Origin of the sequence: Chitinimonas arctica, from assembly GCF_007431345.1 — a bacterium.
Taxonomy (GTDB): Bacteria; Pseudomonadota; Gammaproteobacteria; order Burkholderiales; family Chitinimonadaceae; genus Chitinimonas; species Chitinimonas arctica.
Window position 1 is genome coordinate 2015084 of the sequence record NZ_CP041730.1, and the last position, 13004, is coordinate 2028087.

Consider the following 13004-nt stretch of genomic DNA (forward strand, 5'->3'; position numbering starts at 1 on the left):
GCGGGTCCTGGAAGCTGTTTTGCGTTCTTTCATGTTTTGCGATGTTCAAGCAGTGCACGTTCACAAAAAAAGAGGATGACATGCCACACGCCACACTTCGCCGCAGCAGTCTCGTAATCGCCACCGCCTACTTGGCCCTCACCGCCCACGCGGCCCCCCCGCAGGTGGTCAAACTGGGTTTCGCCGCGCCCCTCACCGGCCCGCAAGCCCACTACGGCGCCGATATGAAGGCAGGCATCGTGCTGGCGCTTGAGGATGTCAACAAGCAGGCGCCGGTGATCGCCGGCAAGTCGGTCAAATTCGAATTGCTGGCCGAGGACGACCAGGCGGACCCCAAGACTGCCACGAGTGTGGCGCAACGCTTCGTGGACCAGAAGGTCAGCGGCGTGATCGGCCATTTCAATTCGGGCACATCCATCCCTGCCTCGCGCATCTACGCCGATGCCGGTATTCCGCAGATCGCCATGGCCACCGCGCCGGCCTTCACGGCACAGGGCTTCAAGACCACATTCCGCGCCATGACCAGCGACACCCAGCAGGGCAGCGTGATGGGTGGCTTCGTGGTAAAGAAGCTGGGTTTGAAGAAGGTCGCCATCATCGACGACCGCACCGCCTACGGCCAAGGACTGGCGGACCAGTTCGAGCTGGCGGCCAAGGCGGCCGGCGGCGTGATCGTGCAGCGCGAATACACCAACGACAAGGCAACCGATTTCGCCAGCATCCTGACCTCCATCCGGGCCAAGCAACCGGACGTGATCTTCTATGGCGGCGCCGATACCCAATCCGCCCCCCTCACCCTGCAAATGCGCCGGCTGGGCATGAAGGCCCAACTGGTCTCGGGCGAGATGACGCGCACTGACAACTACCTGAAGTTGGCCGGCAACGCCGCCGACGGCGTTATCGCCTCGCTGGCCGGCCTGCCGATGGAAAAGACCCCAGGCAGCGCCGCCCTCGTGGCACGGGTCAAGGCCCGCTTCGGCGCGGCCGACTTCTATGCGCCGTATTCCTACGACGCCACCATGGTGATGGTGCAGGCCATGCAGGCGGCCAATTCCACCGAACCGGCCAGGTACCTGCCCTTCCTGGCCAAGACTCGCTATTCCGGCGCCACTTCGGCCGAGATCGCTTACGACGCACGCGGCGATCTCAAGCATGGCGACATTACCGTCTACCGCGCCGACAAGGGCAAATGGTCGGTGATGGAAACCGTCAGCGGTATTTGATTTCTCTTCGGCGTAATACCTGGCCAGCCTCCTTTTATCCGTTTGGGGCGGCTGCCAATTACCCGGCGCGAGGACCAGCGACCTGCACGCGTCGGCTTGCCGATGCGTGGCCAAACCACCGGCCACGCTTTTTTTATTCTCTACCAGGAAGCAGTTTATGAACGCCCCGCAATCCGCCGTCCACTTCCGCCTAGCCGCGCTCCGCCAGGCCATGCAGGCCAAAGGCTTGAGTGCCGTGATCATTCCATCCGCCGATCCGCACCTATCCGAATACCTGCCTGAGCGCTGGCAAGGCCGACGTTGGCTCAGCGGTTTTCTCGGCTCGGTCGGTACCTTGATCGTCTGCGCCGACTTCGCCGGCCTGTGGGTGGATGGCCGCTACTGGGTACAAGCCGAAACCGAATTGGCCGGCAGCGGCATCAGCTTGATGAAGATCGGCGTGGCCAGTAGCCCGGCCCATATCGACTGGCTGGCGAACAAGCTGCCGGCCGGCAGCGTGGTCGCCATCGACGGCGAAGTGCTGGGCCTGGCCATGGGGCGCTCGCTGAAGGGCGCGCTCAATGAACGGCATATCGTGCTACGCACCGACCTGGACCTGCTGAACCTGATCTGGGATCAGCGGCCGGACCTGCCCGGCGTGGCCGTCCATGAGCACCCGCAACCCTTCGCTACGGTTTCCCGCGCTACCAAGCTGGCGCAACTACGTGGTGAAATCAGCCGGCTGGGGGCGGAATGGCACTTTATCTCGACCCTGGACGATATTGCCTGGCTGTTCAATTTGCGTGGCAGCGATGTGAGCTACAACCCGGTCTTCGCCGCCCACGCCCTGATCGGCCCGGAAAAGGCCACACTGTATCTCGCCGCCGGCAAGGTCTCGGAAGAGTTGGCCACCAAGCTGGCGGCCGACGGCGTCGCCATCGCCGACTACAAACAAGCCGGCCCCGCCGTACAGGCGCTGCCGGCCCAGGCCAAGCTGCTGATCGATCCGCGCCGCGTCACCCAAGGGCTACTGGGCAATCGTGCCAACGGGGCGCATTGCATCGAGGCGATCAACCCCACCACGCTGAGCAAGTCGATCAAGTCCGAAGCGGAAATGACCCATGTCCGGCGCACCATGAGCCAGGACGGGGCCGCGCTATGCGAATTCTTCTCCTGGCTGGAGCAGTCGCTGCTGGACGGCGCCCGCGTCACCGAAGTGGATATCGATACCCAGATCACCGGGGCACGGGCTCGGCGGCCGGGCTTCGTCAGCCCCAGCTTCGCCACCATCGCCGGCTTCAACGGCAATGGCGCCATGCCCCATTACAGCGCCAACCCTGTCAGCCAATCCACCATCGTCGGCGACGGCCTGCTGTTGATCGATTCAGGCGGCCAATATCTGGGCGGCACCACCGATATCACCCGTACCATCGCCATCGGCACGCCGACGGACGCGCAGCGACATGATTTCACCCTGGTGCTGAAAGGCATGATCCAGCTTTCCCTGGCGCGCTTCCCGCTCGGTACCCGCAGCCCCCAGCTCGACGCCTTGGCCCGTGCGCCGATCTGGGCAGCCAGCATCGATTACAACCATGGTACCGGCCATGGCGTCGGCTACTTCCTGAATGTGCACGAAGGCCCGCAAAGCATTTCGCCCTACACGGCGCCTGAACCGCACACCGCCATGCTGGCCGGGATGATCACCTCGAACGAACCGGGCATCTACCGCCCCGGCCAGTGGGGGGTGCGCACCGAGAACCTGATGCTGAGCGTCGCGGCAGGACAAGCGGGCTTCGGCGACTTCCTCGCCTTCGAAACCCTGACGCTTTGCCCTATCGATCGACGCTGCATCAGCACCGAGCTGCTACGGAAGGATGAGCGGGCCTGGCTGGACGGCTATCACGCCGAAGTCAGGACGCGCTTGCTGCCCCTGGTCGATGGTGCGGCCCGCGACTGGCTGATGCGCAATACCGATCCGCTGTAAGCGGCATCGGCTTTCGCCATCGCAATACCGTCACGCTTGCCTGAACAGCGGACGGCAGACCACCACGTTGTTGCAACGTGGTGGTCTATTTTTTCCTACAATCAGCTACGCCAGTACCATCACACCGTCGGCCTCGACCAGCCCACCCTTCGGTAGCGCGGCAGCCTGGATAGCGGCGCGGGCCGGGTAAGGCGCGGCGAAATACTGGCCCATGATTTCATTGAGCTTGGCGAAATTGGCCAGGTCGATCACAAACACGCCCAGCTTGACGATGTCCTGCAGATCGCCGCCGGCGGCCTGGCAGACAGCACGCAGATTCTTGAACATCTGATGGGCCTGCGCCTCGAATCCATCGGCCAGCTCGCCGGTGGCGGGGTCGATGCCCAATTGGCCCGACAGGTAGACGGTGTTGCCGGCCTTGACGGCTTGCGAGTAGGCACCGATAGCCTTGGGTGCCTGGTCGGAATGTACGATGGTCTTTTGCATGGTGGAAAGGCTCTCTTGGGTTGGGCAGCTATGGACCGGGAGGGCAAGCAACCGGCCGGTTTTATTCGTCCCGTAGTTTATCAGGCAAGCCACGAGGAATAGCGATGACAAGCGCTTTACCGGTCAATGCGCAGGCTGTCGAAACCCCTTCCAGGCGAACCTATGCCACCTCCACGCCGACCGGGGCCGCCGAACTGGATAGGCATGGGTCCTGGCCCTGCCTGCAAGCCATGGGGGAGCTGCACTACACCAGCAGCCCGCTGCAACGCCGGGCCAGCGTGCACAACGGTATCAGCGTGGGCGAAAACGCCGCGGTCGAACGCCTGAGCGGCGGCCGGGTCGATCTGCATGCGCTGGGCGCCAGCGTGCAGCGCGTTCCCGCCGGAGATCCCAGACTGCAGGCCATCGGCGCCCGCTCCTATGCCCAAGGCACGCAAGCCCTGGTCAGCAACGATGCCGATAGAGGACATGAAATCTGGCACCTGGCGCAACAAGCGATGGGGCAGGTACAAGCCGACACGGTCATTGCCGGGCGGGCCGTGAATACCGACACCACGCTGGAAAGCGAGGCGGATCGCATGGGGGCTGCCATTGCCAGGGAAGCGCCTCTCGCCCCGAGCGGGGAGGCCAGCGCCAGCAATGCACCGCCGGCAGCGGCTCCTATCCAGGGGGTATTCGGCGACGAGCGCAAGCCCGACCCTTGGGCCCATCGCAAGGCGCAGTTCAAGCGCGGCATCGATCCCGATGAAGCCCGTCGCCGCAGATTCGAACAAACCGTCGAATTACGTAAGAAGAAGCGCGAAGAGATTCTTTGGGAACGACGCAATCGCATATCCGCAACCACGAGCGAAAGTACTCAACCCAGTACATTTGGTGGGTTTGGTGGGTTTGGTGGATTCGGCGGGTTTGGTGGCTTCGGTGGCTTCGGCCAAACCAGCCCTGGTTTTACCAGCTTTGGCAGCGGATTTAATTCGCCTGGCTTTACTCCGACCGTATCCGGTTTCTCCAGCTTCGGCGCTTCGCCCTTTGGTCCAACTACCCCCAGCCCCTTCACGTTCGGCTCATCAAGCTTCGATCCTTCCAGCTTCGGCCCTTATCGCTCCGGTGGCACGGATATCGGTAGCAGCACCACGCCTTCCTGGCCCCTGCCGCTCGGTACGGTCGAACCCTCGCTGGAGCAGGAATCTGCCTGGGACGACGATATCGCAAGTTTGACTTCCGCCTTCGAGGCCTTGTCGCTTTCGTTCGTCGATAAGGAGGGCGAAAACCATCTGGTCTATCTGGACCCGAGGAGCGGAGAGGTGATCGTCCATTCCAACCCTGTTCCCCTCGATACCATTATCAAAAACAAGAAATGGGAAAAGATCGCGATCTCGGCCGCAACACTCGTCAAGCTAAAGGCAGCGCAAACCACGATCACCGCCGAGTTGAAGAACTATGGCAAAAAGCGCTCGAAAATCGCCGGCGGGGCCCTGCGACAGGCATTGGAAGATGCCAAGGATATTCTGGAAACCGTCAGTAACATCCCCATTCCCGCCGTCGATCTGAGCGGCTCGACCAATTACGGCAGCAATACCAATCCTACCGAGGGCATCTACGTCAATGCCGACCCCTTATCGATCAACGGAGTCAACCCAGGTTTCTCGCCCTCCAAGGACGGACGATTGATGACGGCGATACGGGCCGCGGCACCCGGAAAGGAAGGGAAAAATTACAAACAGATGCACCTGCTCAACGACAATGTGTTCGGTCCAGGGGAGCTGTGGAATCTCACTCCGGGGCCGGCCCAAAGCAATTCCGACATGGAACATGGCGTGGAAACCGATTTGAAGAAAGCCATCATCGACGAGGGCGTGGTTATGACTTTCGATGCCACCGTCGATTACAAGAACGATCCGATGGCTGCTACCGTCACCGAACTCAATAACAACCCCAACCTGTACCGCTTCAACAGCATTAAATTCACGGCTACTCAATGGGCTGCCGATGCGGCATCGAAGACATATAAATCCGGCGTGAATATCAATCAAACGGTCCAGGATATCGACGGAGCAAAAGTCAGATGGGATTGGGGCTCACTGACGCCGCTCGTCGCCAAGCCGCAGATCCTCACCACCACCGACGCCCAGGAATTGAAGGACGTCAATATACCTGCCGGCACCGCGAATCACATCGTGGATTTCAATACCAATGGGCCTGGATTTGCGCTCGCCGGCAAGAGCGACAAGCGTAAGCAATTTTTCGACGCGATCAGGGCCTGGCACGGTAAAACAAAAATCGTGTTATCGGACAATTGGGATGCCAATGCAGTGCTCTGGAAATAAGTGCGCCATCAAGGCGGCGCAATCCCGTAGCGCTGGCGCAAGGCAAGATCCTCGGCACTGCCCTGAAATGCCTTGAGGGCCGTGTCGAACCGTTCCACCAGTTCGGCGCTGACCGTCTTGCGCGAGAACAGCGCGTAGAAACGCGCCATTTCACCCGGCGCCGGCGCCATGGCGATGCCGTCCTGCCAGCCGGCGCGGTTGATCAGATGCTGGCCGACATGGCGCTCTTCGATCACATAATCGACCTGGCCCGCCAGCAGGCGCCGAAAATTGCTGTGCTGGTCATAGGAAACCACCGCGCGGCCATGATCGCGGATAAAGTCGTTGATGGCCGGCACATAGGCCCAGCCGTGGACCAGGCCGGCCGTCTTGCCTTCCAGATCGGCCCGGCTCTTGTAACTGGCGGCTTCGGCGCGGCGCATGAACATGCGCCAATGGGTATCGGTCAAAGGCGTGGCGGGAAAGCGTAGATAGCTGCGATCCGCTTCCAGCAAGGCCCCATTCACCGCCACATCCGCCTCGCCGGCCGCCAGCACGGCCAGCAGCCGCTTCCAGGGGATACTGCTGGTCGGCAGCACCAGCTCCACATCCATATTGCGCAAGACGGCCCGCAGTTTATCTATGCTGTAACCCTTGACCTGACCGTGCTCGACATACTCGTAGGGACGCCACTCATCGGTCACCAGCCGTAGACGAACCGGTTCGGCCGCCTGTGCGTAGAGCGCAGCGGCCATGGCCAGCCAGCCGAAAAACAGCCTTAACCCCATGGGCCATCCCCTGGCGCATACCCGATTGGTGCCGTATCGCTACGGCCTTAGCCTGGCGTACCGTCCGGCAGAAACAGCGTCTGTAGCCGATTCAGATAGCGTTGGCCCAGCAGGGACGGCGCCAGCCGCATCGGATCGGCTTCCAGCAGACCCGCCTTTACCGCCGCCTCCAGGCGGGCGGCAACGGTGGCAAGCGGCAAGCCGGTCCGTTCACTATAGAACGCGGTCGGCACGCCTTCCGTCAATCGCAAGGCATTGAGCATGAATTCAAAGGGCAGATCGTCGTGGCCGACCGTCTCTTCCGTCTGCACGGCGTTGCCGTCCGCCACGGCCTTCAGATAGGCGGCCGGCTGCTTGTAGCGCGCCTGCCGCACGATGCGGTCATGAAAACTCAGCTTGCCATGCGCACCCGCGCCGATGCCGAGATAATCACCGAATTGCCAGTAATTCAGATTGTGCCTGGCCTGATGGCCGGGCCGGGCGAAGGCCGATGTCTCGTAATGCACGAAGCCGGCCGCAGCCAGCCGCGCCTCGATGGCGTCATGCATGTCCGCCGCCGTGTCGTCGTCCGGCAAGGCCGGCGGATAGCGGTAGAAATAGGTATTGGGTTCCAGGGTCAGGTGGTAGCAGCTCAGATGCGTCGGCGAAAACGACAGCGCCGTCTCCACATCGGCCAGCGCCTGCTCGATGCTTTGTCCAGGCAGGGCAAACATCAGGTCCAGGTTGAAGGTATCGAATACCTCGCCGGCCAGCGCAGCCGCCCGGCGCGCTTCCTCGCCGTCATGGATACGGCCGATGGCGGCCAGATGTTCGGGATTGAAGCTCTGGATACCGATGGAGAGCCGGTTGATGCCCGCCGCCCGATAGCCACGGAACTTGTCCGCTTCCACCGTGCCCGGATTGGCCTCCAGGGTGATCTCCGCATCGGGCAGCAGCTTGGTACGGGCGCGAATACCCGCCAGCAGGCTATCCATGGCTTCGGCCGAGAACAGGCTGGGCGTACCGCCACCCATGAAGATGGTATGGATGGGCCGGCCCCAGATAAGCGGCAGACCCTGCTCCAGATCGGTCAACAGCGCCGCGATATAGGCGGCCTCGTCAAAGCCTCCCTTGGACTCATGCGAATTGAAATCGCAATACGGGCATTTACGCACGCACCAGGGGAAATGGATATACAGGGACAAGGGCGGCAGCGCATTGAGCTGCCATGCGCCACGGCCTGGCGGCGCCACCGCGACCGGCCGATAGCTGGTATGGGGATGAATGGGAATCATGACCGGCTCGCAGGCGGGCCGGGCTTACGCGACAACATGGCAACTTCTTTCACGGCTTGCGGTAGGGATTGTGCAGCTCATCCACCATGGCATGCAGGGCGACGCGCATCTGTGCTTCCGATACTTCCATCAGGATGCCGTCTTCCAGCGCATCTTGCGCCAGCTGGCGGATCTCGTTGAGGTTTTCTTCCATTACCTTGACCTTTTCGAAGCAGCTCACCACCGAGCCGTCATCCTTTTGCCATTTGGGCCATTTGCTCATTGCTGTCCTTTCAGAGTGGGAAACGGCGTCGCCACACATCCTCGCGGTCCTAGGCCTCGTCCTCGGTCAATTTGGCCAACAAATTGGCGAGGGCCAAACCGCGATGGCTGATGGGATTCTTTTCCGCCGGGCTCAACTCGGCGGCTGTCTTGCCCAGGGCGGGGATCAGGAACAGCGGATCGTAGCCGAAGCCGCCGTCGCCGCGTGCCTGTTCGAGAATCCTGCCATCCAGGCGTCCTTCGGCGATCAGCGGGCGGGGATCGTCGGCATGGCGCACCAGCACCAGCACCGCGTAGTAGAACGCCCGCCTATCCGCATGGCTGGCCAATTCGGCCAAGAGCTTGTCGTTATTGCGCTGGTCCGATTTCGGCTCGCCGGCATAGCGGGCCGAGTAGACGCCAGGCGCACCGCCCAGTGCCGGCACGCAGATACCGGAATCGTCTGCCAGCGCCGGCAGCCCCGTTGCCGCCGCCGCATGGCGTGCCTTCAGCAGGGCATTCTCTATGAAAGTGCAGTGCGGTTCTTCTGCTTCCGGCACACCCAACTGCCCCTGCGGAATCAGTTCAATGGCCAGCGGTGCGAACAGCCGCTGGAATTCCTTCAGCTTGCCGGCGTTATTGCTGGCGAGAACCAGTCTATTCATCGTATTCATTCCTGTCCTGCCGCCGCTTGCTGCGGCACGGTACGCGTTTCGGCGACCGCCAGCCGCAGGGCGTCGGCGAATTTTTCCGGCTGGGGCAGACCGAACCAGATCATCCGGCCGTCCTGCGTGGTCAACTTGACACCGCGATTGAGCGCCGGGGTAAAGTTGCCGCCATGTACTTCGGCACCCGCCACGCTGCGCAGCGGCCGGGTAGGCTGATCGGGCAGGCTGCCCACCTCGACGGCGGCGATCTCGGCCAGCGGGAGCCGGCGCACGATATCGTGATGCAGAAAACCCCAGCGCCAGCACAGCGCATCGCCATCCCGCCATAGCTGGTAACCCATGCGCGGCGCAAACCACCAGACCAGCACCACGCCGACCACCGCGTAACTGGCCATCAGCCAGGTGGGCGCGGCCTGACTGACCAGGTACCAGCCCGGCAGCGCCAATACCATCAGGCCCAGCAGGGCCGGCGGCCAGATCACCATCTGGCGTAAGGCATCGGTTCTTTTCATATCGCTCAATACTTCTTCTTAAGGATCATGCGATCCCCATCATTTTGAATCGTCAACTGACTGAGCATGCTCATGCCAATCAACGGCTTTTCCGGAAAATCACCGTCGCTCACCACCACGCTGACGTTGTAGAGCGTAATGCCTTCCAGTTTGATTTCGTCCGCTGTGGTCAACCAGGCTTTCTTGATACCCTGCGCCGTAGACATGCGCACCGGCCTGCTGCGGTCCTGCTTGACCCCCAGGGTCACCGCATCCGGACCGGATAGCGACAGATAGGTGGCGCCGGTATCGATGATCCCCTGCAGGGCAATGCCCCGCGAGCTGATCTGCGCCATGAAATGACCGCCGCGTCCCGCATACAGCGTAGCGGTATTGCTGGAACCGGCAGTCGCATCCTTGCCATTGCCGACGCTCGCGGCGAAGAAACCCTGTCCCAGCCGCACGGTGCTGCGCTTGCCGCCCGACTCGAACACCGCCGACTCCATCGTCACCGAAACCAGTTTGACGCCCTCACGAGTCTCCCCCACACCGAGGGTAATCGGCTTGCCGCCGAAGGAAACCGACGCCTTGCTGCCCATGGTAGCCAACAATACCGGCTCCGCCGCCAGGGCTGCCTGGCTCAGCAACAATGCAAGGACGCCAGCCATGCAGACAGCGGTTTTCATTCGGCAACCTTTATCTTGGATTCCAATTCGGCCAGCGCCAATTCGATCACTTCCGGACCGGCGCCGTTCAGTATCTTGCTGTCGGACAGCAGGCGCCGCCAATTGCGGGCGCCGTACTGGCCCTGGAACAGCCCCAGAATATGCCGCACCACATGCTTGGGCAACGTGCGGCTGGTCGCCATGCGCTCGGCGATATACGGCATCATCGCCCGCGCCACCTCGACGCGGCTGCTGACCGGCCTGCCATCGCCGTAATAGCGGGCATCCACCTCGGCGAACTGGTAGGGATCGTGATAGGCCATGCGACCTATCATCACGCCATCGACGTGCTGTAGCTGCTCATCCACCGTCTGCCAGTTATCGATGCCACCGTTGATGATGATTTCCAACCGAGGGAAGTCGCGCTTCAAGCGGTGCACGTAATCGTACTTGAGCGGCGGAATCTCGCGATTTTCCTTGGGACTCAAGCCCTTGAGAATGGCATTGCGGGCGTGGGCGATAAATACCTCGCAACCGGCATCGGCGACCGTGCCGACGAAATCGCGCAGGTACTCGTAGTGCTCTACTTCATTGATGCCAATGCGATGCTTGACCGTCACATCTATCCCCACCGCATCGCGCATGGCCTTGACGCAATCCGCCACCAGGCCGGGCTCATCCATCAGGCAAGCCCCGAAGGCCCCCGACTGCACCCGTTCCGACGGGCAGCCGACATTGATATTGACCTCGTCGTAACCCCACTGCTCCGCCAGCTTGGCGCAAGTGGCCAGGTCGGCCGGATCGCACCCGCCCAGTTGCAGCGCCACCGGTTGCTCGCAATCGGAAAAATCCAGGAAGCGGCTACGGTCGCCATGGATGATGGCGCCGGTGGTGACCATCTCGGTATAGAGAAAGGTATGGCGCGTGATCTGCCGCAGAAAGAACCGGTAGTGACGGTCCGTCCAGTCCAGCATGGGTGCCAGGCAGACGCGGCGGGGGCTGGGGGTTGCGGGTAGGTCTTGCTGTATCGCGGTATTCATGGTGCTTACTATGCCGGCAAGGGGATGGCCAAACCCACACATATCCGGCCAGTGCGAGTGAAGAAGGAGGGCGCTAGTTTACAATGAAGTTACCCAGGCGCGCGGGTCCAGAGGGGCCGCTGTCCATCGCCGCTAGTTGAAGTCGAATACTTCTCTCTGCGAACCTCGAATAAACACGGCGATACTGCCTTCCGTGTACAGATCCCATTCCTCCGTCTCGATAGGATTCGGTTCCGCAAACGCCCGCGGGTTAAATACCGCTACGCATCCGCCATGCAGAGGGGCCCTTACCGAGCTGTACTGCACCAAATCGATGGCGCCTTCAGCCCGAACCGCATCTCCTATCGCCCAAGTATCTGCATAGTCGCCAGCGCTCATCCACCTTTGCGGATCTGCATCGTAAGGGGGTTTACGTAAATCCAGTGCGGCCCCTTTTAGCACGACTTTAAATAACGTCCGCCGTAGCGCCTGACTCTTGCTCCTTAGCCCTTCCGAAGCGTGAGCAAACCGGCTGTTCCAATAACCGGTTTCAGCCATGGCCGTCTCTTTGGCGTCCGCTCCATAGAAAATCCCCGCAGAGAAGGGTCTGCCGAAACGCGTGCCATAGCGAGAGGCACAGTAGCGAAATGGGCTGAAGAGTAGATAGTGCAGCTTCTCTGCCTCTGCAAACCCTTCCGGCAACGGCGGTTTGGCCAAGTCAAGCAACTCCTCAAGCAGCTGCTGTTTCCGCAGGTCGTTTCCCACCAAGGCAAGCGTTGCTCCCTGCTGCTGGGATTCAACGGAACGCCATGACTGGAGCTGGCGATGACGAGCGTTAACAACGGCCGCGATAGGCATCCAAATACCCCCGAACTTGATGCAGCCCGGATGGGCGGAGCATGAGTTTCAATGGAACCGACGCCAAGTCGGTGTTATAGGTCGTCAGCCATGCTTTCATATGTTCCAGGTTGCTGCCAAGTATGGAAGCCAGCGAGCGATAAACGAGCACAAACGTCGCAGCCGAATCGACTACCGGCCTATCCCCTTCCAGGGTCATCTTACCAGCCGCCAAACGGCTCACGGTGGAGCTGGACACCCCCAAAATTGCAGCCAGATCAGCTTGCTTCACCGTAAGCTTTTCCGCGGCAGCAAGTGTCGCTTCCGTTAAAACTTGAGCCTTGTCTAACGCTACTTTTGCTCTTGTACTCATGTAAATGGCCCCAAAAGCGAGTGCTCGAAAATGAGCCTCCATTTCATTCACATGCAAAGAATATCATTGTCACCCGTCAAATGACACATCCCTCCCTAGATTTGCCTCGCGGCGACCGCCGCCCTTGTAAGCCAGGCATCGCGTTGCGCCGGTTTGGATTTCAATAGCGGCCCGACCGTATGCACCCGGACCGGCTTGATGCCGCAAAACTCCAGCGTGGTGCGGCGCATCTGTTCGATGGCCGGCATGCGATAGACCCACTTGAAATACCAGGGCGGCGTATCCATCGTGACCAGCATATGGGCGGTCCGCCCTTTCAGCAATTGCTCCGGGAAAGCCGAACCGGCCCGGTACCTGAAGGCGAAGCCGGGCAGCAGGACGCGGTCCAGGAAGCCTTTCAGCAAGGCAGGCACACCGCCCCACCAGATTGGATAGACCACGCATAGGTGCTGTGCCCACACGATGGCGGCCTGCGCCTCCTTTAGATCGGGTTCGAGTGCCTGTATGCGTTGATAGCCCTCGTGCAGGATGGGGTCGAATTGCAGGGCATCCAGGCGCAGCAGTCTGACCTCATGGCCGGCTTCGCTTGCCGCCGCGGCATAGGTCGCGGCCAAGGCCGCACAAAAACTCTCCTTGCCAGGATGACCCAGTACCACCAATACCCGTTTGCCCAT

The 13004-nt window shown here is 61.3% G+C and carries 14 protein-coding genes; 3 read left to right on the forward strand and 11 right to left on the reverse strand.

All coding sequences use genetic code 11. The features are described from left to right. The first annotated feature begins 80 nt into the window (after nucleotides 1–80). Nucleotides 81–1223: a branched-chain amino acid ABC transporter substrate-binding protein gene (locus FNU76_RS09205; RefSeq protein ID WP_144277925.1), complete on the forward strand. Its 1143-nt coding sequence runs from the start codon at nucleotides 81–83 to the stop codon at nucleotides 1221–1223. A gap of 157 nt (nucleotides 1224–1380) precedes the next feature. Further along, the gene (locus FNU76_RS09210; RefSeq protein WP_144277926.1) at nucleotides 1381–3186 is read left to right on the forward strand and encodes an aminopeptidase P family protein; all 1806 of its coding nucleotides are present in this window, start codon (nucleotides 1381–1383) and stop codon (nucleotides 3184–3186) included. A gap of 105 nt (nucleotides 3187–3291) precedes the next feature. Here FNU76_RS09210 and FNU76_RS09215 read toward each other — a convergent pair whose 3' ends face one another. Continuing rightward, nucleotides 3292–3672 (reverse strand): Rid family detoxifying hydrolase, encoded by a 381-nt coding sequence (locus FNU76_RS09215; protein ID WP_144277927.1) that lies wholly within the window; start codon nucleotides 3670–3672, stop codon nucleotides 3292–3294. Nucleotides 3673–3902: 230 nt separating this feature from the next. Here FNU76_RS09215 and FNU76_RS09220 point away from each other — a divergent pair, with 230 nt between their 5' ends. Continuing rightward, a complete protein-coding gene (locus FNU76_RS09220) occupies nucleotides 3903–5996 on the forward strand; it encodes a hypothetical protein (protein ID WP_179958406.1) in 2094 nt (697 codons plus the stop codon). Between the two features lie 8 nt (nucleotides 5997–6004). Here the strand turns inward: FNU76_RS09220 and FNU76_RS09225 are convergent, their stop codons facing one another. From FNU76_RS09225 to FNU76_RS09270, 10 genes are all read right to left on the reverse strand, one after another. Further along, on the reverse strand, nucleotides 6005–6763 hold the full coding sequence (locus FNU76_RS09225) for a substrate-binding periplasmic protein (RefSeq protein ID WP_144277929.1): 759 nt from the start codon (nucleotides 6761–6763) through the stop codon (nucleotides 6005–6007). Between the two features lie 47 nt (nucleotides 6764–6810). Beyond that, nucleotides 6811–8034, reverse strand: coding sequence for a radical SAM family heme chaperone HemW (gene hemW / locus FNU76_RS09230; RefSeq protein ID WP_373279719.1), 1224 nt, complete (start codon nucleotides 8032–8034; stop codon nucleotides 6811–6813). A gap of 52 nt (nucleotides 8035–8086) precedes the next feature. Then, entirely contained in the window at nucleotides 8087–8299 is a 213-nt protein-coding gene (locus FNU76_RS09235; protein ID WP_144277931.1) for a hypothetical protein, read from the reverse strand. 49 nt (nucleotides 8300–8348) lie between these two features. Further along, nucleotides 8349–8942 (reverse strand): RdgB/HAM1 family non-canonical purine NTP pyrophosphatase, encoded by a 594-nt coding sequence (rdgB, locus tag FNU76_RS09240; RefSeq protein ID WP_144277932.1) that lies wholly within the window; start codon nucleotides 8940–8942, stop codon nucleotides 8349–8351. 5 nt (nucleotides 8943–8947) lie between these two features. Next, nucleotides 8948–9457 carry a hypothetical protein gene (locus FNU76_RS09245; RefSeq protein ID WP_144277933.1) on the reverse strand — a complete coding sequence of 170 codons (510 nt, stop codon included), beginning with the start codon at nucleotides 9455–9457 and terminating at the stop codon, nucleotides 8948–8950. Between the two features lie 5 nt (nucleotides 9458–9462). After that, a complete protein-coding gene (locus tag FNU76_RS09250; protein WP_144277934.1) occupies nucleotides 9463–10122 on the reverse strand; it encodes a retropepsin-like aspartic protease family protein in 660 nt (219 codons plus the stop codon). Continuing rightward, on the reverse strand, nucleotides 10119–11141 hold the full coding sequence (dusA, locus tag FNU76_RS09255) for a tRNA dihydrouridine(20/20a) synthase DusA (RefSeq protein ID WP_144277935.1): 1023 nt from the start codon (nucleotides 11139–11141) through the stop codon (nucleotides 10119–10121). The genes FNU76_RS09250 and dusA overlap by 4 nt, the downstream gene beginning before the upstream one ends. Nucleotides 11142–11273: 132 nt before the next feature. After that, on the reverse strand, nucleotides 11274–11978 hold the full coding sequence (locus FNU76_RS09260) for an RES family NAD+ phosphorylase (protein ID WP_144277936.1): 705 nt from the start codon (nucleotides 11976–11978) through the stop codon (nucleotides 11274–11276). Beyond that, nucleotides 11956–12330 (reverse strand): antitoxin Xre/MbcA/ParS toxin-binding domain-containing protein, encoded by a 375-nt coding sequence (locus FNU76_RS09265; RefSeq protein ID WP_179958407.1) that lies wholly within the window; start codon nucleotides 12328–12330, stop codon nucleotides 11956–11958. The genes FNU76_RS09260 and FNU76_RS09265 overlap by 23 nt, the downstream gene beginning before the upstream one ends. A 95-nt stretch (nucleotides 12331–12425) precedes the next feature. Beyond that, on the reverse strand, nucleotides 12426–13004 hold the full coding sequence (locus FNU76_RS09270) for an NAD(P)H-dependent oxidoreductase (RefSeq protein WP_144277938.1): 579 nt from the start codon (nucleotides 13002–13004) through the stop codon (nucleotides 12426–12428).

What these genes read in the sequence shown, in the direction of transcription:
- FNU76_RS09205 (WP_144277925.1), top strand. Translation starts at nt 81, where the DNA reads ATGCCACACGCCACACTTCGCCGCAGCAGTCTCGTAATCGCCACCGCC.
- FNU76_RS09210 (WP_144277926.1), top strand. Translation starts at nt 1,381, where the DNA reads ATGAACGCCCCGCAATCCGCCGTCCACTTCCGCCTAGCCGCGCTCCGC.
- FNU76_RS09215 (WP_144277927.1), bottom strand. Translation starts at nt 3,672, where the DNA reads ATGCAAAAGACCATCGTACATTCCGACCAGGCACCCAAGGCTATCGGT.
- FNU76_RS09220 (WP_179958406.1), top strand. Translation starts at nt 3,903, where the DNA reads ATGGGGGAGCTGCACTACACCAGCAGCCCGCTGCAACGCCGGGCCAGC.
- FNU76_RS09225 (WP_144277929.1), bottom strand. Translation starts at nt 6,763, where the DNA reads ATGGGGTTAAGGCTGTTTTTCGGCTGGCTGGCCATGGCCGCTGCGCTC.
- FNU76_RS09235 (WP_144277931.1), bottom strand. Translation starts at nt 8,299, where the DNA reads ATGAGCAAATGGCCCAAATGGCAAAAGGATGACGGCTCGGTGGTGAGC.
- rdgB (WP_144277932.1), bottom strand. Translation starts at nt 8,942, where the DNA reads ATGAATAGACTGGTTCTCGCCAGCAATAACGCCGGCAAGCTGAAGGAA.
- FNU76_RS09245 (WP_144277933.1), bottom strand. Translation starts at nt 9,457, where the DNA reads ATGAAAAGAACCGATGCCTTACGCCAGATGGTGATCTGGCCGCCGGCC.
- FNU76_RS09250 (WP_144277934.1), bottom strand. Translation starts at nt 10,122, where the DNA reads ATGAAAACCGCTGTCTGCATGGCTGGCGTCCTTGCATTGTTGCTGAGC.
- dusA (WP_144277935.1), bottom strand. Translation starts at nt 11,141, where the DNA reads ATGAATACCGCGATACAGCAAGACCTACCCGCAACCCCCAGCCCCCGC.
- FNU76_RS09260 (WP_144277936.1), bottom strand. Translation starts at nt 11,978, where the DNA reads ATGCCTATCGCGGCCGTTGTTAACGCTCGTCATCGCCAGCTCCAGTCA.
- FNU76_RS09265 (WP_179958407.1), bottom strand. Translation starts at nt 12,330, where the DNA reads ATGAGTACAAGAGCAAAAGTAGCGTTAGACAAGGCTCAAGTTTTAACG.
- FNU76_RS09270 (WP_144277938.1), bottom strand. Translation starts at nt 13,004, where the DNA reads ATGGGCAAACGGGTATTGGTGGTACTGGGTCATCCTGGCAAGGAGAGT.